The sequence below is a fragment of the Litchfieldia sinesaloumensis genome (genome assembly GCF_900156865.1).
Taxonomy (GTDB): domain Bacteria; phylum Bacillota; class Bacilli; order Bacillales; family Bacillaceae_L; genus Ferdinandcohnia; species Ferdinandcohnia sinesaloumensis.
The window spans coordinates 3,268,999-3,289,446 of the sequence record NZ_LT732529.1; the positions used below are offsets into that span (position 1 = coordinate 3,268,999).

21 protein-coding genes are annotated in these 20,448 nt (G+C 40.0%); 4 read left to right on the forward strand and 17 right to left on the reverse strand.

Going from position 1 to position 20,448, the window contains the following annotated elements:
• Positions 1-75 precede the first annotated feature (75 nt).
• Positions 76-537 (forward strand): hypothetical protein, encoded by a 462-nt coding sequence (locus tag CZ490_RS16055; RefSeq protein WP_077619844.1) that lies wholly within the window; start codon positions 76-78, stop codon positions 535-537.
• A 1,103-nt stretch (positions 538-1,640) separates the two neighbouring features.
• On the opposite strand, the gene CZ490_RS16060 is transcribed toward CZ490_RS16055, so the two are convergent.
• From CZ490_RS16060 to CZ490_RS22405, 3 genes are all read right to left on the reverse strand, one after another.
• Positions 1,641-2,273, reverse strand: a complete 633-nt coding sequence (locus tag CZ490_RS16060) for a response regulator (RefSeq protein WP_077619845.1) — start codon at positions 2,271-2,273, stop codon at positions 1,641-1,643.
• Positions 2,248-4,104, reverse strand: a complete 1,857-nt coding sequence (locus tag CZ490_RS16065; protein ID WP_077619846.1) for a GAF domain-containing sensor histidine kinase — start codon at positions 4,102-4,104, stop codon at positions 2,248-2,250. Before CZ490_RS16065 ends, CZ490_RS16060 begins: the two co-directional genes overlap by 26 nt.
• Positions 4,105-4,435: 331 nt before the next feature.
• On the reverse strand, positions 4,436-4,597 hold the full coding sequence (locus CZ490_RS22405; RefSeq protein ID WP_159439977.1) for a YwzD family small protein: 162 nt from the start codon (positions 4,595-4,597) through the stop codon (positions 4,436-4,438).
• A gap of 297 nt (positions 4,598-4,894) precedes the next feature.
• Between CZ490_RS22405 and CZ490_RS16070 the strand changes: the two genes are divergently transcribed.
• Both CZ490_RS16070 and CZ490_RS16075 read left to right on the forward strand, forming a co-directional pair.
• Positions 4,895-6,493: an SWIM zinc finger family protein gene (locus tag CZ490_RS16070; protein WP_077619847.1), complete on the forward strand. Its 1,599-nt coding sequence runs from the start codon at positions 4,895-4,897 to the stop codon at positions 6,491-6,493.
• A 12-nt stretch (positions 6,494-6,505) separates the two neighbouring features.
• Complete coding sequence (locus CZ490_RS16075) at positions 6,506-9,259, forward strand: DEAD/DEAH box helicase (protein ID WP_077619848.1); 2,754 nt, start codon at positions 6,506-6,508, stop codon at positions 9,257-9,259.
• 446 nt (positions 9,260-9,705) lie between these two features.
• Here the strand turns inward: CZ490_RS16075 and CZ490_RS16080 are convergent, their stop codons facing one another.
• The 8 genes from CZ490_RS16080 to ssb form a co-directional block, all read right to left on the reverse strand.
• The gene (locus CZ490_RS16080; RefSeq protein ID WP_077619849.1) at positions 9,706-10,329 is read right to left on the reverse strand and encodes a hypothetical protein; all 624 of its coding nucleotides are present in this window, start codon (positions 10,327-10,329) and stop codon (positions 9,706-9,708) included.
• A 102-nt stretch (positions 10,330-10,431) separates the two neighbouring features.
• Positions 10,432-10,944 (reverse strand): RNA polymerase sigma factor, encoded by a 513-nt coding sequence (locus CZ490_RS16085; protein WP_159439978.1) that lies wholly within the window; start codon positions 10,942-10,944, stop codon positions 10,432-10,434.
• A gap of 48 nt (positions 10,945-10,992) precedes the next feature.
• Positions 10,993-12,171, reverse strand: coding sequence for a hypothetical protein (locus CZ490_RS16090; RefSeq protein ID WP_077619851.1), 1,179 nt, complete (start codon positions 12,169-12,171; stop codon positions 10,993-10,995).
• Positions 12,172-12,186: 15 nt separating this feature from the next.
• The gene (locus CZ490_RS16095) at positions 12,187-13,017 is read right to left on the reverse strand and encodes a hypothetical protein (protein WP_077619852.1); all 831 of its coding nucleotides are present in this window, start codon (positions 13,015-13,017) and stop codon (positions 12,187-12,189) included.
• Positions 13,014-13,703: an ABC transporter ATP-binding protein gene (locus CZ490_RS16100; RefSeq protein ID WP_077619853.1), complete on the reverse strand. Its 690-nt coding sequence runs from the start codon at positions 13,701-13,703 to the stop codon at positions 13,014-13,016. The genes CZ490_RS16095 and CZ490_RS16100 overlap by 4 nt, the downstream gene beginning before the upstream one ends.
• Before the next feature lie 11 nt (positions 13,704-13,714).
• Positions 13,715-14,080: a GntR family transcriptional regulator gene (locus tag CZ490_RS16105; protein WP_077619854.1), complete on the reverse strand. Its 366-nt coding sequence runs from the start codon at positions 14,078-14,080 to the stop codon at positions 13,715-13,717.
• Positions 14,081-14,625: 545 nt separating this feature from the next.
• The gene (locus CZ490_RS22410) at positions 14,626-14,802 is read right to left on the reverse strand and encodes a hypothetical protein (protein ID WP_159439979.1); all 177 of its coding nucleotides are present in this window, start codon (positions 14,800-14,802) and stop codon (positions 14,626-14,628) included.
• A 33-nt stretch (positions 14,803-14,835) separates the two neighbouring features.
• Positions 14,836-15,177, reverse strand: a complete 342-nt coding sequence (gene ssb / locus CZ490_RS16110; protein ID WP_077619855.1) for a single-stranded DNA-binding protein — start codon at positions 15,175-15,177, stop codon at positions 14,836-14,838.
• Positions 15,178-15,473: 296 nt separating this feature from the next.
• Here ssb and CZ490_RS16115 point away from each other — a divergent pair, with 296 nt between their 5' ends.
• Entirely contained in the window at positions 15,474-15,911 is a 438-nt protein-coding gene (locus tag CZ490_RS16115; protein ID WP_077619856.1) for a YwpF-like family protein, read from the forward strand.
• A gap of 42 nt (positions 15,912-15,953) precedes the next feature.
• Here the strand turns inward: CZ490_RS16115 and CZ490_RS16120 are convergent, their stop codons facing one another.
• From CZ490_RS16120 to mreB, 6 genes are all read right to left on the reverse strand, one after another.
• Positions 15,954-16,298 carry a hypothetical protein gene (locus CZ490_RS16120; protein ID WP_077619857.1) on the reverse strand — a complete coding sequence of 115 codons (345 nt, stop codon included), beginning with the start codon at positions 16,296-16,298 and terminating at the stop codon, positions 15,954-15,956.
• A gap of 151 nt (positions 16,299-16,449) precedes the next feature.
• Positions 16,450-16,884 (reverse strand): 3-hydroxyacyl-ACP dehydratase FabZ, encoded by a 435-nt coding sequence (gene fabZ, locus CZ490_RS16125; RefSeq protein WP_077619858.1) that lies wholly within the window; start codon positions 16,882-16,884, stop codon positions 16,450-16,452.
• Positions 16,885-17,013: 129 nt separating this feature from the next.
• Positions 17,014-17,310 (reverse strand): DNA-directed RNA polymerase subunit beta, encoded by a 297-nt coding sequence (locus CZ490_RS16130; protein ID WP_077619859.1) that lies wholly within the window; start codon positions 17,308-17,310, stop codon positions 17,014-17,016.
• A 104-nt stretch (positions 17,311-17,414) separates the two neighbouring features.
• Entirely contained in the window at positions 17,415-18,257 is an 843-nt protein-coding gene (locus tag CZ490_RS16135; RefSeq protein WP_077619860.1) for a flagellar hook-basal body protein, read from the reverse strand.
• A 67-nt stretch (positions 18,258-18,324) separates the two neighbouring features.
• On the reverse strand, positions 18,325-19,161 hold the full coding sequence (locus CZ490_RS16140) for a flagellar hook-basal body protein (protein ID WP_077619861.1): 837 nt from the start codon (positions 19,159-19,161) through the stop codon (positions 18,325-18,327).
• A gap of 153 nt (positions 19,162-19,314) precedes the next feature.
• A complete protein-coding gene (gene mreB / locus CZ490_RS16145) occupies positions 19,315-20,316 on the reverse strand; it encodes a rod shape-determining protein (RefSeq protein WP_077619862.1) in 1,002 nt (333 codons plus the stop codon).
• Positions 20,317-20,448: the final 132 nt, after the last annotated feature.

A 20,448-nucleotide genomic window follows, 5' to 3' on the forward strand; every position in this document is an offset into this window, starting at 1 on the left:
CTTGTACTAGGACAACTCTTAGAGGGCATATCCATATTAGTAAACAAGCTAGCGTAAGGGGGCTTATGTTTACTTATGAGACGACGACGCGGAATACCGATTAAGCCGATAGTTGTATTAGCTGGTGCAATACTACTCTTTATTTTGATTCTCTCCTTGTTTCGCTCATCACCAGAGGACGAAGCGAGAGACCTAGTTGACTCTTTTTATAAATATGAACAAGATGCGGATTTCGGGAGTTCATGGGAATTATTCCACCCCCTGATGCAGGAGCGATTTGATAAAGCGGATTATATTCAGCAGCGCAATCATGTATTTGTTGGCCACTTCGGGACCGATACCTTCAAATACACCGTGGAAACTCCAGAAAAAATCAAATCGTGGCAAATGACCAAAAACACAGCAACACTTCACGACGTCTACAAAGTGCCGATCACCCAAACCTATAAAAGCACATACGGCACCTTCACCATCCACCAGGATGTCTTCGTGACCGAAGAAGATGGAGAACTAACTTTATTGTGGTCGTATCAATGAGGTGGTGGTACGGGATTGGGGTAGATTCTTGCTTGGGGCGGAAATGCTGTTTTTTTCTTTTCCCGGATATTGTGCATGGTTTGATGTTGGCTATCCGTATGGAATCATGCGCTTTTTTATTTGCGCATGGTTTCTTCACCGTTCCAACGAGGAAACGATGCGCATCTGTAAATACTTGTAATTATACTCCAATTCTAGTACTCTTTTTCCCACTTATTGGATTATGCGCATGTTTTTTCTCATTTTCAATCATGAAAGCATGCGCATTTCTATTTGCGCATGCTTTCTGCTTCATTCCAACGTGGAAATGATGCACATCTGTAAATAATTGTAATTAAACTCCAATTCTAGTACTCTTTTTCCCACTTATTGGATTATGCGCATGTTTTTTCTCATTTTCAATCATGAAAGCATGCGCATTTCTATTTGCGCATGCTTTCTGCTTCATTCCAACTAGGAACTGATGTGGAACTGTAAATACTTGTAATTAAACTCCAATTCTAGTACTCTTTTTCCCACTTATTGGATTATGCGCATGATTTTATCTCATCTTCAAACATGAAAGCATGCGGATTTCTATTTGCCCATGCTTTCTGCTTCATTCCAACGAGGAAATGATGCGCATCTGTAAATACTTGTAATTAAACTTCAATTCTAGTCCTCTTTTTTCCATTTATTGGATTAAGCACATGACTTTAACTCATCTTCAAACATAAAAGCATGCGCATTTCTATTTGCGCATGCTTTCTTCTTCCTCCCATCTAAAAAACGATGCGCATCTGTAAATACTTGTATTAAACTTCAATTCTAGTACTCTTTTTCCCACTTATTGGTTTTTGCGCATGATTTTATCTCACCTACAAGTATTAAAGCATGCGCATTTCTATTTGCGCATGCTTTCTGCTTCCTTCCGACGAGGAAACGATGCGAAACTGTAAATACTTGTAATTAAACTCCAATTCTAGTACTTTTTTCCCACTTATTGGGTTATGCGCATGGTTTTTTCTCACATATAAAGCAAGAAAGCATGCGCATTTCTTATTTGCGCATGCTTTTTTCTCTTTTTCACTTAGAAATAGGGCTCAAGTCGTGATAATCCTAACTCACATCGGTACGAGTTTGTTTTGAACAGCGTAGATGACGACTTGAGAGCGGCTTTTGACGTCGAACTTTTTAAAGATTTTACTAACATGAATCTTTACGGTTTTGTCGCTAATGAAGAGACGATCAGCGATTTCCTTGTTGCTTAGGCCCTCAACCAAACATTGCAGCACTTCCATTTCCCGCTCGGTTAGTGCGTTATCCCTTGGTTGCTCCTGTTGTTGGTGGAAATTGAGGAGCTTTTTTGTCATCGAAGGATGGATAACCGATTCACCACCGGCTACTGTACGAATCGCTTCCACGACCTGCTCGGACGGCGCGTCCTTTAACAAATATCCGTCGGCTCCTTCACGAATGGCTGCCATAAAATACTCGTCATGATTGTGCATCGTGAGCACAAGCACTTTAATCGACGGGTATTTTTTCTTTAGGATTCCAGTCACTTCGACCCCGTTTTTCTGAGGCATGTTGATGTCCATTAGAATTACATCTGGCTCACAAATTGGTACCTTCTTCAGGGCATCATCACCGGAAACAGCCTCTCCAACAACGCGAATATCATCTTCTAATTCTAATATATTTCTAAGTCCGTCACGTAACACAGCATGATCATCCACCAGCATAAGCTTGATCAACAGTACTACCTCCTTCAAGTCCCATTTTGGGAACAGTTAATGTAATATCAGTACCTTGGCCCTCTTTTGAGTCTATTTGGAGCGTTGCATTGATTTTTTCCGCTGCGTCATTCATATTTAATATGCCAAAATGAGGGTTATTTTGCGCCTTGACCATTGCCTGGAACAATGAAAAACCTACCCCATTGTCCTTTATTTTTAAAATAATATGCTCTTTCTGATAGCTTAACAGAACATCAATCTTTGTTGCCTTCGCATGCTTAACTGTGTTTTGCAGGCTTTCTTGAAAAATATCAAACAGTTCTTTTTCGACCATGGAGCTAAGTGGGACCTCTTGCCCTCTAATATCAAATGAAAACGAAATATCATACTCGCTTTTTATCATTTTAATTCGTTTACTAATCGCAGCAGACAATCCTACCCGTTCAGTTGGATATGGCCGCAACTCGTAGATTGACTCACGAACCTCGCGTAAACTGAGTCGTAATTTTTCCATACTTTCATGGATGAGTTTTCTCGTTTCCTCCCGGTTTCGATCGAACTTTCTCTCTGCCGTTTCAAGATTCATAACCGCTCCAGCAAGCGTTTGAGCAACACCATCATGAATCCCGCGGGCAATCCGGTTACGCTCCTCCAGGATAATTCGTTTTTCCTTCTCTTCTATTAAATATCTCGTCTTAACCGCGACTGCAAGCTGATTTGAAAGTGTAGCAATCGAGTGAATTTCGTCTTCCTCAAAGCTTCGCGAGCGACTTTTTGCCACAACGAGCATTCCAATCGTTTCATCCTCGACAACCATCGGAGAATACACAAAGGCCTTCATATCCTTTTTAAAAAACTCATCAATCGGACCGAGCTTTTTCACTCTGTCCTGATAGACAATCGGTTCCTTTTTACCATCAAAACGGGCCAACGCTTCTCCTGTTAGTTCTTCCTTTGGCGTCACTCTTCCATCATAATATAGAATTTTCCACACATCATTTTCTTTGACCCAAAGCATAATCGCTTGCACATCGACAATTTGGGTAAAGATGGTTTTAAACGTCTCAATCCAATCCGTTGAATGGATGTTCTTATTGACTACGGTTGTTATCGAAAACAGTGCATTTAATCGTTTCTTTTCATTTTCAAGTGTGGAGATAACCGAATACAACAGCGATACTGCCACTAATGGTGAGAAGAAGAAAAACATGGAGAACACGTCAACCGTTCTACCGTTTAGGTATACCATCATCACTCCGTATAGCAATGAAATCGCTGCACTACCCACTTCTGTGAACGTTTTTGTTTTAAACATGAAAAATGGATAAGGCTGTGGACGAATCAGCAATACAAAATCTACAATTAAATTATTCACTATAAAAAAGAATGCTAGAAAGAGTCCATATGTAAGAATTCCATTAAGTAACTCATTGTTCGTCGCGAGTACCTGGGTACCGTTCAAATAAGTTAAAATGAAATCTGCAGTAAATACGCTTATTGCCAACTGTGCAGGGTTAAACAGGATGATTCTCAGCGGTCGCTCGTGAAGAATGTTAATGACTAAGACGATAACCGCATAAATAATAATGGGATATGAAATCCCAAAAAGACCTTGCATGATAAAGATAAACGGAAACGTAATCGTCGTTGATCCTCTCATGAGCGGAATTGGAAAATACTCCGTTACCGCTAGAAAAGCTGTGAGTAAAAGGAGAATCGCGATTTCATCGGTTGGTTCAATCTGAAAAAAGGAATATCCCACTATCGTCCAACCGATTAAGGCTATTAAAATCATATAGAACTTTGCGTAATTCTCCCGCTTATGGGAGGATACCATTGGAAGCTTCACACCTCTACCCCTTATCATAACATTCAGTTAATTGTATTCCCTCACTACTATCATATATGTACACGAAAAAAATAACAAATCATACCATTGAAACCGAATTCACTTCTATCGTATAAAAACCCAGACTAGTCGAATGGCTTGAAAACCACTGACCAATACTGGGTAACCACAAACACCCTAAATGTTTGTGGGATTAATTATGTCAAAAAAGTACATCTTTTTCTATGACCCAAATTTATTATTTTTATACACCAAAAGTAGTATGCCTTGTCCACCCACATAAAAAAACTGCCTCCACACCGAAGACAGTTACTAACACTAGATCTCATTTTTAGGTTGTCCGAGACCCCTTAATATCATTGGCTAAATCTTTTATAAATTGTTTTGTATCAATTTCTGTACTTCTTTCGCCTTTCATGTATGCACGAATTAACGCTTTTCTTACACGATTCACATCGATTGAAATATCGTTATCTACGTGTTTATGTTCCAAGTGAGTTCACTCCTAGATGAAAAGTGTCCAGGGTCGAACATGACACGAGTCAAGGATGGAGAACCTCCGCTCGTTAATAGGTTCGAATGGGCCCTGGCACTTTGGGAGAAAATGGTCTTGGGGAGTTGGATGGAGAAACCAAATCCACCAAGGATTACTATACATGTACGCAAGAGGACTCTGTTTTGCGACTGTCTACCTTAAAAATTTCTACATGTGCTTAGAATCCCAATTAAAACCATATTGAGGTATAATAAAGAGATATGACAATTTTTTATATAGTAGGAGTGAGACCACTTGCTTCAAAATGAAATTCCTAGGGATGCGGTTATGCATTTTTCAAAAGAGCTTCGTGATATGTTTTCGTTTGACAATGAGGCTGACCGTACGTTAATTAACAAAGGACTCAATCTCTACCGTCAGGGTAGTGTTTATAATGTCAGGTACAGTGGACAGAAAGTCGAGGGGCGTGTGCAGGATGTCACCCCTGTTGATGTATCCCTTGACCTTAACCATCTTATCGTAAGCAGTTGCTCATGCCCAACTGGTTCCTTTTGTAGGCATCAGATGGCTCTGTTTTTTTATATGTATGCGAGTGTTGATCGGGTGGGGTCCCTCCTTCAGCAATGGAAAGAGGGCGATAAACCAAAGCCCTCGTTAGCATCGATTCCTGTTAAAAAAGGAAGCACCTTACAGCGTGTGGAAAACAAACAAAACTCGCTTGAATTCTGGATTACCTTTTTCGAGAAGGAATTTGAACGGTTCGAATCCAACCATCCAGAAAAATCGATTTACTTTTTCGCTACGATGTACCATTCGTTTTTTCAACTATTAAAAAGGAGTGCACCTTATTCGGAAGAGTACAAACGATTATTTCATATTCATGCAGCCCTATTTTGTATACGCAAAACGATTGATTTGCTTGAGCAAATGGAGGTGCGAAATTATCAGATAGACAGCTATATTAAGCCATATTTTCATAATTACACAGATACCGTGCTTGATGAATCGCTTGAGATGAAGAAGGTGTCTCTCCCTTTTTCAATCGACGGTATGCTTGAGGAAAGCATCGAGATTGTTAGAGAGACATTACTCCGTCAATCGGTATTTCAGTTTGAGCGATTGCAAATGTACCGTTTGCTTTGGGTGACCTTTTTTAATCGTAAAAAGTGGATTGAACTTGAAGAAAACGCCCTTGATTTAGAAAATCCGGTGCATGTAATTGCATATGCTCATTTACGCTTTTTACAGAATGATGATGAATCTGCTATTGCAATGATGAAGAAACTTGGTCGTGAATCGTCAGCCTACAGCTTTTGGTGGATTTCCTATTTGTCTGAGTCAAAAAAGTGGGACCGAGTTCGTCCCTGGATTAACCATGCGACCGAGGGTATCCGAGAATATATCTTTGCGATTCAAAGCTATGAAGGTCGCCGCCACATGACGAGATTGTATTTACAAAACATCTCGCCATATACAGAGGAGCATGATGAAACCGTATATTTCGAAGCATTGGAGCAGCTTCTTCCATATAGTTATGTTGAGTACACCGACTTTTTATTGGAAACGGAAGATTATCGAAAATGGGTCGAACTACAGATTTTTGCTGGCTATGATATCGATGAGATTGACCGCCATGTTTTAAAAGAGATTGAAAAGGTAGATCGTACTGTGTTACTCCCTCTCTATCATCAAGCTGTCGCCAAAGCGATTGAGGGAAAAAATCGACCGAGCTATAAAAAAGCCGTCAAATATTTACGCAAAATCCGAACGTATTACAAAAAAATGAAACAAGAAGACATCTGGGATGATTATATTACCAAGGTTGCTACTGTGAATAAGCGTTTACGCGCCTTCCAGCAGGAACTCACCCGGGCTTCCATGATTTCAGATTAAGGGGGTGAAAGAATGTTAACTGCAAACACGGTACTCATACATGCTGAATGGGTGGCGGAAAAAGGCTTTTATGTCTGGTGCACAACCGACGATGGATTCAAGCTTGATGCAAAGGTATGGAAACAAAATCTATTCGTCTGGCACGATGCTTCATTTTATGGGAGCTTTTTAGAGGAGACGACCTTTGAGGACAACAGCGCCGTTCTTCTTTCACCCTGGCAGGCGTTTACCTTTTTCGGTGAATCAGCTATAAATTCATTTGTAAAAGTACTCGAGAGTGAGAATGTTGAGCATTATCGAGAAATGTCTCAAGATCTATTGCCGCTTATTAGGGAAGGCGATTTTATGCCTGATTTTGACTATTGGCGTGATGTTGAACGGTTTGGCTGGAAGCCGATTGGTACCCAGCTTACTGGATTTGTAGCAGAGTGGTTTTCTGAAGCAGTGACTGACATGATTCAGTCTGATTCTACCCTTCGAGAGGCATGGGAAGAAATTGCCTCAACCTTTCCGCTTGTAAAAAGCACCACTGGCTCCGAGTTTGTTGTCGACGAAAACAACTGGCTTGAACGAATTGGCTGGAAAGAGGATCACACACCATTTGACGTGATGCTTCAGATTGAGGAACCCGAAATGGACAATGGCACATGGACACTACATACTGTGCTACGCAGCAAAGAAAAACCATATAAAATGCATACTGTTCTTCCGAAAAAATGGGCTCCTTTTGAGGAAAAAATTGCAAGCGACCAAGCGATGTGGTCGAAGCTTGTACCATGGCTTCAGAATGAGGATGGCATCGTTCATGAGCTAACCGAGCGCCAGGCCTGGGACTTTTTAACGGAAGCAAGTACAAAGCTAGTCGAGGCTGGAGTCGGCATTCTATTACCAGCGTGGTGGCAAGCGATAAAGGATGCTCAACTAGCGATTAAAGCAAAGGTGAAGCCAAAAACAGGTGGTGGCCGCCAATCCTTCGTTGGCTTACAATCCATCATCAATTTTGACTGGCGCTTTTCAACGAATGGCATTGAGCTATCTGAGGATGAATTCATGTCGCTTGTTAATGAGCAAAGACGTTTGGTGAATATCCGTGGGAAATGGATTAAGCTAGATCCTGCGTTTATCAAGCAGGTGCAATCCATTCTTGCACGAGCAAATAAAGAAGGGCTTCATGTCCGTGACGTGCTCGAGCAGGAGCTACTCTCCCTCTCAGAACAAGCAGAGCGTGAAGAACAAGAAGCAGAACGAGCATTTGCTGGTATCCAAATTGAACTGAATCGTCACTTGTCTCAAATGATTACGCAGCTTACGGATATTAAAGAGATTCCAACGGCAACGATTCCAGACACCTTCAAAGGCGAGCTTCGCCCTTATCAGCAGCAAGGTGTGGATTGGCTCTTATTTTTACGTCGTTTCGGTTTCGGAGCCTGTCTTGCCGATGATATGGGATTAGGAAAGACGATCCAAATGATTGCTTACTTTTTAGCTGTAAAAGAAAGTGGTGCAAAGCCGGCGCTCATCATCTGTCCAACGTCCGTGCTTGGTAACTGGCAAAAAGAGCTTGAAAAATTCGGACCCGATTTGCGCGTCCATCTTCATTACGGTTCGAACCGCTTGAAGGGCGAAGAGTTTGCCTCACAGGTAAACGAGGCTGATATCGTGTTGACCTCATACGGGTTGTCTCATTTAGATGAGGAGGAAATCTCGGCATACGATTGGGGAACGATTTGTCTGGATGAGGCACAAAATATTAAAAATGCGCAAACCAAGCAGTCGCGAGCGATTCGCAAGCTAAAAAGCGACCATAATATTGCCTTGACGGGTACGCCAATGGAAAACCGTTTGACTGAGCTTTGGTCCATTTTTGATTTTATTAATCGCGGCTATTTGGGCAGTCTTGGCGGGTTCCAAAAACGTTATGTTGCACCGATTGAAAAGGATCATGACGAGGAAACGATTGCTCAGTTGCAGCGCTTAATCAAGCCATTTTTACTGCGACGTACAAAAAATGATGAAGCCGTTGCATTGAATTTGCCGGACAAGCTTGAGCAAAAAGAATACTGCCCGCTAACAGTTGAGCAAGCATCGATTTACGAGCAGTTGGTGAAGGACACACTAGAACAGGTCGAACAACTTGCGGGCATGCAGCGTAAAGGCCTTATTTTAAAAATGCTTGGACAGCTGAAACAAGTATGTGACCACCCTGCTCTCTATTTGAAAGAGCCAAATCCGAAAAATGTGGATGACCGCTCTGCAAAAATGGAGAAGCTGCTTGAATTGGTGGATCATATTCGTGACCAAGGCGAGAGCTGTTTGATTTTCACACAATATATTCATATGGGTGAAATGATTCAAGATGTGCTGCAAAAACGGTTCAATGAATCGGTGCACTTCTTGAACGGAAGCCTGGCGAAGGCACAGCGCGACAAAATGATCGATGGCTTCCAAAACCGGGAGTTCAATATTTTGATTCTTTCATTGAAAGCTGGTGGAACGGGACTGAACTTAACTGAAGCCAATCACGTCATTCACTATGACCGATGGTGGAACCCGGCCGTTGAAAACCAAGCCACCGACCGCGCCTACCGAATTGGTCAAAAACGATTCGTGCACGTGCACAAGCTAATCGCAACCGGTACTCTCGAAGAAAAAATCGACGAAATGCTCGAGAAAAAGCAATCACTCAACGACGAAATCATCACCAGCGAAAACTGGATCACCGAACTCTCAACCGGTGAGCTGAAAGAACTATTGGGTGTGTTTTAAGGTCTTGGGACAGGGGGGACAGGTTCCTTGTCCCTGCAGCACTCGCGGGGGGTGTGGGTTGAGGTATGGGGATTAGGGTAAACGATATACAAGAGGCTTGTATCCTCTGGCCTACTATCCCGTTTACGCGCTAATCGGTATACGAGACGTAACATATTCCTAACTTGATATATCATTTAAGCCCTAATCACTATATTAGACGCTTAAATCTTATAGCTTGATAAACCAATATCCAAAGGAGCTGATTCTTTTGGCTGAGAAGACAACCAAACCAAAGAGAAAGACGAAGAAGTTTGTGCCAAGTGAAAAGCACAAGGACAAAACTGAACCTTGGCAAAGGTTTTACCATTTGGTAGAGGAAAAACTGAAGAAATAATCTACGGGTGGGGACGTTGGTCAACACCCTTATTTAATTAAAAAGAGGAGCACCTCAACTGAGATCATCCTCAACCCACCTTCAAATCAGACTCATACTGTTTATAAATAATATATCGCTGCAGTCCCCGTGAATTCTCGAACGCTTTTTGGATTTCGGTGACGTACTTGTCGTGGCTTCCTGCCTTTTTTGAGACTCCTGCTGCTAACGCATGCTTCATCCATTCGGTTTTTACCTGGTCAGCAAATTCAGAAGCCTGCTCCATTTTACCCTCTTCAATTGCAACAATTGCCTGGTAGTAGGCTTTGTATTGCTGTGGTTGAATATCTTCAATATCCGACTTCGCGCGGAGAATATCCTCCTCGTATAACGCAAGTAACGTCTTAAACATCGCCTGACGTGCTGGTTGCTTATATTTTCGAAGCAAAACCTCTGTCGCTTCCTTTACATCTTCATCAATCCGATTACCCATCCCATAATACAGCTTGAATAAAGGGTTCTTCCTTCTTTTTGCAAGATAAGTCTCTATCTTTCTTACATTCTTCTCCAAATAGATCGGATATACAAACAAATAGAGTGAAAAACTAAAAATAATAAATATACTGCTTACCACGCTGATAGGCTCGCTCACATCGAAGGCTGCCAAGACAATTCCCAATAGGAACGCAACGAGTAATAAAACTAACAATCTCATACTCTTTCTCCCCACTATTCTGATTGAATAATTGTACCTTATTCCTACAAAAAGTGGAAGAACCATACAAAAAAAGCCAATCACGTTTGATTGGCTCATAACCTACACTGGTAATCCACTTTTCTCATAGACTTGCTTCAACATCCGTTTTCCACGAAACAATTTGTTCTTCACAAATGAAATATCCTTACTCAATTGTTGGCATATTTCGTTATAGGTATAATCGTCAAAATAATAGAGAGATAATGTTTGTTTGTAATCCTTGGGTAATGAATTAATATGCTCGCGTAGCCTTTCGTTGTCAAACTTTTCAAGCACCTCATTTTCGACTACCTCATTGGTCGAGTATCGTAAATCCTCCATCTCATCGACTAATACGGTGGCTTTAACCACCTTACTGCGAAGGTAGTCGATACATTGATTCCTTGTGATTCGATAGAGCCAGGATTTCAATTTCGATTCTTCCCGAAATGAGTCAAACTTCAAAAAGATCTTCAAGTATACTTCTTGCATGATATCATCGACAACAACCCAATTCCGCACATATTGAAACGCTACATATCTTAACTCATTTCCGAAATTAGTAATAATCTCCTCAATTTCATGTTCCGCCATTTTTCTCACCCTATTGTGTGGGACGAGGGACCTGTCCCCGTGTCCCATCTATTGTTCTTTTATATTGTTAAAGTAGATTTTGTAGTCTTTTGTATCGTTGTTTTTTACAATTATTTTTCCTTCGTATAATGTTTCGCCTGAGTTTATGTCACCAATTGATAAGTGATGACCTTCTTTTGTTGCTTCAACGATATAGATTTTTTCGTTCAATATGTTGATAAAAGGTGCATTTTCGTCGCTCTCCATATTGACTATATCAATTGTCTGTTTCTCTTCCCATTGCCCCGTTTCAATTTCATATTGCATGAGTTTTATTCCATCTGGGGAATAATTCGGTACAATAAGTGTGGAATTTACAATCGATAATTTATCAAAATCCACAGTAAAATCTTCAGGTACTTCCAATTTTAAAAGTTTATTGTTCTGAATATCGTATATCATTCTATCTTTGGCAAGCTCTGTACCCATTCCGCTCTCATCATGTTCATAGGCTTCAGATAGAAAAACAAAATATTGTTCAGGCTCAGTAGAATAAAAGTCACTAAATACTCTAAATCCCGACCATCCATTCTTTACTTGCGGAGAAGAATAAACAACTTCCTCGTTTTCAATCTTCTTGTCCTTTAGATCTATTGTGTATACCAATAAATCCTCGCCACTATTAATTCCAGATCCCCGCGCGATTACCTTTAACTCATTATTCAAGATTTGAATATCATTAATATCAACCCAATGATATTTTTCTTTATTAGGTAAATCAAGTGTCATTGAAACGGATTCTTCCGATTTTTTATCTAAAATATCTATTTCAAAACTCGAATCAAAATTAGAAGAGTTTATACTGTTACCCTCAACATTGACGTAAATAACCATATTTTTATCTTCAAAGAAACTATTGGGATTTAAATGCTTCCCTCGCATAAAACCTTTGTATTCCTTAATTAATTGATCAATCGAGTCCCACGTGTGGACGCTAGTCAATTGTTCGAAAAGCGACCGATCCGTTAGATTAACAGTTCCCTCCTGAGAAACTCGTAAGTCTTGGTACATGTCATCAACCACATAGCTTACGTTCATTTCTAGATTATCAACTTCACCCTCATCACCACTTACCGTTTCAAATTCAATTTGGATATTTTGACTAGCTAAACTAGATTGTATATAAAACGTTCCAAGCACGATAACCGTGATGAAACTAAGCGTAAGGATTTTCCAATAACGTTTCACTCATGTAACCTCCTATCAGACCCTGATTTTCTTATTTAATAGATAGTTGCCGATCCAAATGGCACCAACCCATGTGAGTAATCCTGTTGCAATGACCATATAAAACAGTTCATTCTCATAAAAATAATTCCCTAATAAAAATTCATCAATAAGCAATGGTCCAATAGCAACTAAAAGGGACAGACCCACATAGAGAACGCCAAGGAAAATTCCTTTTATACGGTAGGATCTTTCAAATAATACAGCCGTAAACGCTACACAAACCGCTGCCATTCCGGTGCCATAGTAAAGGATAAAATCCACAAATGAATTTGGAAATAGTATTTCTAGATAATAGAGATTCGTAATTTCCTGCAATGTTAAAGTCTGAAGAAACTCCTCTGGTACCAACCACTGTAAAACCTTTTGTTCAACAGGAATTAATAATAATTGCAGTGCAAGTAAACCTAAAATGAACAGTAAAATCGTTGTCGCTTTCGCCAAGTATATATTTAATCTTGCAGTCGGCAACACGAGTAAGCGATAACTAAACGTATTCTTTCCAAACCAATCACGATACCAGATAAAGAACACATAAATCAGTAGTACAGCCCCGCAAAACATCATGGATCCGATAAACCAGCCTGTTGACGCAAAATGATAAAAGGACATCTTCCCATATTGGGAGATAAAATCACTCACTGTTAGTAAATCCTCATAAATCGCTTTATTCGCGCGACCTACATAGATTCGTGAATCAACAATAATGCCAACCACCTGTAAAAAGATTGTGATTCCAATTAAAACAAGATATAACTTAAAAAAACGGGTGAATTCAAAATTCACTAATTTTAAATATCGATTCATCCCCGATACACCTCTCTCATCACATCGATTACCGATTTCCCCTCAACTTCTCGTACTTCCTCGGTATCGAATTCTCGTAACACAACGCCATCATCTAGCAGGACAACTTTATCAATTAAATGTTCAATGTCATTAATCTCATGCGTCGTGATGATAACACCTCGGTCTTCAATTAAATGACTTGTAAATACTTCTGCTATCTGTTCACGACTAAAGATATCAATCCCTGAAAATGGCTCATCCATTAAGATATAGTCGACATCTAATGCCAGTCCTAGGATCAAGTTCACTTTTGCCGTATTTCCCTTTGATAGATCAGAAATCCGATCGGTTTCTTTTAATCTAAAAAACTCAAGTAGTTCATCGGCGCGTTTCTGATTCCAGCTGTCATAGAAATCAGCCATAAAAGTAAATGCCTCTTTTATTTTCATTTGCGGCAACATTGTAATCGTGTCAGGGATAAACGTGATTTTTTCATAGCTACCTTTATGAATCTTTTCACCGTTGATTAAAATCTCACCGCCATCAATAGGGGTTAATGCCATAATCGCCTTCATAACCGTTGTTTTTCCGACTCCATTTATGCCAATTAGACACGTAATCTTCCCTTTTTCAGCTGTAAAATTAATGCCCTTTAAGACCGTTTTTCTACCAAACTTCTTTGTTACGTCCTTTACTTCAATCACAAAGATCCCCCCTATTCCTTTTTGTACTCTTTTTCAACTAAATCCAATGCTTCTTCTAGTGGTACATTAATTGACTTCACTGAATGAATAAAGACACTAACAGCGTCCAAGATTAATTCCTCACGAACCGTTTTCAATACGAGTTCATCCTTTGTAATACGACTAGGTAAATTGCCTTCCGTAAAAATCAACCTCTGTTCCTCCATTTCTTTATACGCGCGCTGAGCCGTATTGGGATTTATCTTCAATCGATTTGCTAATTCTCTTCTTGACGGAATTTCCTGTCCTGGTTCAAAAATGCCTTTCGCTATTTGTTCCTTAAAATACTGAATGACTTGAACATAGACAGGATCCCGATTATTAAACTTTATATCCATAGACCCAACTCCTATAAATTCATCTACCCTGTATGAAGGGGTTAATACACGATGATTAAAAATAAGTTATTTCTTAAAGATTTGTTGCTTTTATAACTTGGGTGATTTTTCGCTCCTGGCACTCGCTTTCCGCGGGAGTCGCCACCTTCCGCTACAATCAACAAAGTTGCATGTTATTTAATCTTTTATAAAAAATAACAACTGTATTAAGCACACCATACAGCATTGTTAAAAATAATGTGGTGTATCAATCAGTTAATACACCGTTCTGTTTGTATTATATGGTTAATACACTTAGCGTGTCAACACCTTATCAAAACTTTTTATTTTATATTGACTATTTAGAACAAGTGTTCTATTATAAAGGTATGAAAAAGGCCAACCATGTTGTGACCATGATTGGCGAAACGTTGAGGATTCATTGAAGTATTCCATTATCTCTAGAGGAACTTTTTTTTCGAAAAGGCGTCTGAGGTTTCTTGGTGCGGGGTACGTGGAGAGTGGACTAGTAAGAGCTGGTTCAGATTCTAAATCTTTTTTTCATATCATGATCGCTTCCCTTCTAACATTCGATTAAGCTGTAGGAGGCGTTCATTATAGTGTTGATCAATTTGATCCATACGTTCGCCTATTTGACCTTGTAATGTTTCTAAATGGAGTGCAATTCCCATCGCAAGTTTGTTTAGCTTTTCATTAATAGCCTTGAATTCATCATTGTTCATACTCTTATCCTCCATTGGCTTATCACCAAGAACCTAGTTCTCAACTAGCTCTCTCGGTTTTCCACCAAGAAATTTCACGGAGTCTGCTAACACCTCAGTCACATATACTCTTTTTCCTTCGTTGTTCTGGTAATTTCTTGTTTGAATGCGCCCTGTCACACCAAGAATAGATCCCTTTTTACAATAGTTTGCTGTGTTTTCTGCTGTCTTTTGCCAAAGCGTGCAATTGACAAAGTCTGTTTCAATAGACCCGGCAGCACTTTTAAAATTTCGGCTTACCGCAAGTGTCACATGAGCTACCGCTTTACCTTCTTGGGTGTAACGCAAATCGGGATCCTTTGTTAGTCTTCCGACTAAAATTACTTGATTCATCATTATTTTTACCTCCTCAGTTAAATGTAACAAGGCCATCATACTTCACGATTCGACAACTGTAAAATCAAGGAAAATCCATTTTCATTGTGCTGTTTTCCATAAAAATTAAGTATCCATGTGTTGCTTTTCAGTTTTAAAATAAAAGTTTCAAACATCTCATTTTTATCTACAATTCTGCATTTTTTTCAGATAAGGAATCTGATTCATTTTCACAACTACTCCATATAATATATAGGATATATGCTATAATTTAACTATCTCTTGTAGTACGAATGGAATATAAGGAGGTCAGATGTTTGAAAACGTTTAAGCTGGTATCACTTGTGGTTCTTCACGATGATGAACAACCGGGTCGTGTTGAGGAAATTCCGTTAATGGATGGACTGATTATCAATAGGGAAGATGGGGAAAATCGTTGGATCGTAGAGGCTTTTATTGAAAAACCATATAAGGATATTTTTGAAAAAGCACATCAATCCAATGAGGAAATAAATCTCCAAGTCACCATTTCAAAGAAATCAAATGAGCCTGCCTCCTTATTGGGTACCGTTAAAATCATCAAAGAGATGGAGAATAGTGTAAGTGTCTTAATGGACGGAAAAATAGTGACAAACAGACTAAATATGGCCGAGGTTGTACTTACCGACCTTATTAAACAAGGCTTACAAGGTGACAACCTTCTTTCTGCCTTTAAAACGAGACTAGAAGACAAGAAAAAACCTATACAGAATTAAAAAAGGCAGGATTATCTCCCGCCTTTTTTAAATGGCTGAGGCTTACTGGCCTCCACCAGCACCGCCAGTGCCACCGTTATCTCCACCTGTGCCACCGCCAGGGTTTGTTTCGTCATCATTGTTGCCTAACTCGTCATTGTCGTCAGTGCCCATATCAAGGTCACCATCTTTATTGTCGTCTCCGATAATGTTTCCGTTACCGTCATCGCCTGGCACGACATCTTCTTCAGGAGTCACATCGTTATCCATGTTTTCGTTGAAATCCTCACCGGGAGTTTCTAATCCATCATCTTCTGGAGGAGGATCTTGGTCATCAGCATTACAGCCTGTTACTAAAAACACGGCAAGGAGTGCTCCCACTAGCTTTAAGAACCATTTTTTGTTCATTGCATATTCTCCTTTCTGCTTTCTTCTAAGTATTGTTTCGACCTACTCGGTCTTTGCTTAGCATTCCCCGAAGATTACAAATGTATCAAAAAAATTACAAATTAGAGAATAAAAAAACCAGATGGGTTTCTCCATCCGGTTTAGACTTTCGTTATTCCGTTTTTTCACCTAGTGCAAACATAATTTCCGTTTCACACACAAGTTCCCCGTCAACGGTTGCAGTTCCTTTTCCTTTTCCAATTGACCCTCGTAGGCGTGTGATTTCCACTTCCAGGCGAAGTTGGTCACCAGGGACGACTTGTTTTTTAAAGCGGCAGTTATCAATTCCAGCAAAGAAAGCAAGTCTACCCTTGTTCTCTTCCTTAGATAACATCGCAACGGCACCAACCTGAGCCAATGCTTCAACAATTAACACACCCGGCATTACTGGGTAGTCAGGGAAGTGTCCATTGAAGAACTCTTCATTTGCTGTCACATTTTTAATGCCAAGCGCGCGCTTGCCCTCTTCCATTTCTAAAATTCGATCAACCAATAAAAACGGATAACGATGCGGAATAATTTCCTTTATTTGATTAATATCGTACATCTTTTACAAATTCCTCCTCTATGTATAAGTGGAACAACTAATGCCTATTATAATACAAGTATTAGTGGAATTGTAAACATCGCCTTAATTCGCCCGTTTATATAAATAAAAAAAGAAGGCATTCGCCCTCTATTTTTCAGCATCTTTATTTACAATATCAATAATATGCTGCCATGTTTCTTTTTTCAAGGCATCGCCCGGCTCACCATCTCCAATGACTCCGTAACCTACAACCAAACCAATCAAAATACTGGCAGCAAAAAGAACAACGACGAGTAGAAGTCGTATCCAAATCGGAATTAAACGAATTCGAATTTTTCCTTCGCGTTTCTTTTTAGGTTCTTTTTCTGTATTCTTTTGTTCATCGCGCGATTTACGGAAGTCTTCACGCGATTTTACTTGTGTATTGTTAAGTTCACTAGTCACTGAGATTACTCCTTATCCTTTGGGGTGTACCGAAGTCTGCCTACTCTTTTATTTTATAGTATCCCGTAGGTTTGTCATTTTATCAATTGTTAACATGCACTTTTCTATCGTATCCCATTTACAAGACCCATCATTTGGTCTGAAATGGAGATTGATTTTGCGTTAAACTGGTATGACCTTTGGGTTAACATGAGGTCTGACATTTCGGTTGATAAGTCAACATTGGACTGTTCGAGCGCTCTTTGTTGAATACTTACCTGTTCGCGCAAGTCACCTTGAAGGGCAACAAACACATCCTCTTCAGCAATATTAAGTGCAGCTAAATCAGGCAAAGCAAATTGATTTTGGCCAACTGCCTGTAGAAGCTGTGGCTTATTAATCTGAACAACGGATAATGTAAACAGTTGAGGAGCACCAGCCTCAGGTACTACCGACAACTCTCCATTTGCTGAGATTTGTATCTCCTTAATATCATCAACGAACACGATGGGTTCTCCATCCTGATCTAAGACAGGATTTCCACCACTTGTCACAAGTGAGACTCGATTCGTTCCATCGTTAGTAGGTGATAAGTAGAGAGCACCATCCCTTGTAAAACGTGGAACCTGTACGCCATCCTCATCCACTAGCACTTGCAAAAATTGATTTTCCTTCGTAAAGGCAATATCAAGTTCACGGTCCGTTGTTTTGATCGCACCTTGAGTCATCATCATATTTGTAGATCCGAGCTTCGCACCAACTCCGACACGAATTCCATTTGGGGTTAGACGACCTTCTTCTTGCGCATTAACAGGTTGGTTATTAAATTGTTGGGATAATAGCTCACTAAAGTTGACCTGGCGTTTTTTGTAGCCGGTCGTATCTACATTCGCTAAATTATGCCCTATTGTATCAATCTGCTTTTGCAGCTGACTCATCGTATTTGTAGCTGTAATCATCGAACGCATCTATGTTCACCCCAACTTTTCTTTTTCAATGTCTAGCTCCAGGCGCCATCGGCACGAGTACCATTTCTTATAATCTTCCAATCTCGTTAACCGCTTTGTCCATACTCTTATCGTAGGCCTGAAGCACCTTTTGGTTAGCCTCGAATGCACGGTATGCTGTCATCATTTCTGTCATTGCTTGAGCAACATCAACATTAGAACCTTCGAGAAATCCTTGTTTTAATGTATAAGAAACCTCTGGATTTGCATCTGCATTTGGCAGTTGGGCACCATCGTTCGTGCGATATAAACCATTTCCTTCTTTGATTAGGTTCAATGGATTTTCTGAGAAGGCAATTCCTAGTCTTGTTTCAGCTTGACCACCGATAAGAACACTACCATCCGCATTCACTTCAAACTGATCTCCACCAACCAGAATTCGATTTCCAGCCTCATTGAGAACATGGAATCCTTCATTTGTTGTTAGGTAACCAGCTGGATCGACTGTGAAGTTTCCGTTTCGCGTGTATCGGATATCACCATTTGCATTTTGGACACTAAAAAATAAAGAACCCGGTCTGTTGGTTTCAGGATTGATCGGCAGATAGCCATCTACCAATGCTACATCTGTAGCAAGTCCAGTTTCGCGAATGTCTCCTTGCTTAAACAGCGGCGTCATTTCCTGCATGTATACACCTGTATTTAGACCACCTATGCCATTTGCAGTACGAAGAGTGCCTCCATTTTTAGCTGGACTCTTCTCACCTTCTAAACGCTGCATTAGCATTTCAGGAAAGGCACGTAAAGAACCTTGGTCCACTTTGTAGCCAGGTGTATTAGCATTTGCTATATTGTTGGTTAACATTTCTGTACGACGTTGCTGCGAGAGCATTCCAGCTGCTGCAGAATAAAATCCACGTAACATGAACTCACCTCATTTTTTCCGAATCCAAACATATCTACTTTTAATTATAGTAGGAATTACCCATTTCTTCATCTGTAAATTTTAGCCACATTCAAAAAAATTTGTGAAAGTGGGAAAGGACCTACCATTTTGGAGAGGTCCTCATTTGTATATTTAGACTAATTTCCTACGTGGAAGCTTGTCCAGATTTTCAAGCATAACGCCTGTTCCGATTGCTACGCACTCCATTGGGTTTTCAGCAATTAACACCGGTACGCGTAATTCTTCAGCTAATAGCTGATCGATTCCGTGTAGAAGTGCACCACCACCCGTTAATATGACCCCACGGTCAATGATATCCGCAGAAAGTTCAGGCGGAGTTCTTTCAAGTACACTTTTCGCAGCTTGTACAATTGCTGAAACCGGTTCGCGCAATGCTTTTTCAATTTCAGCAGATTTGATGGTAAGTGTACGTGGTAAGCCCGTAACCATATCACGACCACGAATATCGATTTCCTCATGACGCGAGTCTTGGAAAACAGTCGCCACTTGAATCTTAATGTTTTCAGCTGTTCTTTCACCAATTAAAAGCTTGTACTCTCGCTTAATGTAGCTTAGGATTTCGGCATCAAAAGTGTCTCCAGCCATTTTAATTGAAGAGGCGGTGACGATATCACCCATTGATAATACAGCTACATCTGTAGTACCACCGCCAATATCAACTACCATATTTCCGCTTGGTTGGAAAATGTCCATACCTGCTCCAATCGCAGCCACTTTAGGTTCTTCTTCAAGATAAATTTTCTTACCACCGCTTTTTTCAGCAGCTTCCTTGATTGCTTTCTGTTCAACAGATGTGATATTTGTTGGACAACAAATCAGGATTCTTGGCTTAGAAAGGAATCCTTTTACATTTAACTTATTGATAAAATGCTTAAGCATTGCCTCTGTAACATCAAAGTCTGCAATAACTCCGTCTTTTAACGGTCGAATCGCAACGATGTTTCCAGGTGTACGCCCTACCATGCGTCTGGCTTCTTCACCTACTGCTAAGACCTTGCCTGTGTTTTTATCTAACGCCACAACAGATGGCTCATTCAATACAATTCCTTTACCTTTTACGTGAATAAGTACGTTCGCAGTTCCTAGATCGATACCGATATCTCTAGCTAACATTTGAGTAACTTTCCTCCTTGCATTTTAGACACAAATGCACATATTTTCCTAATAATATATTGTATCACAAAATGACATTTAAAATAGTATTTTTGTAATTTTTTTGTAGGAAAATGTCGTTATTTATAGGAG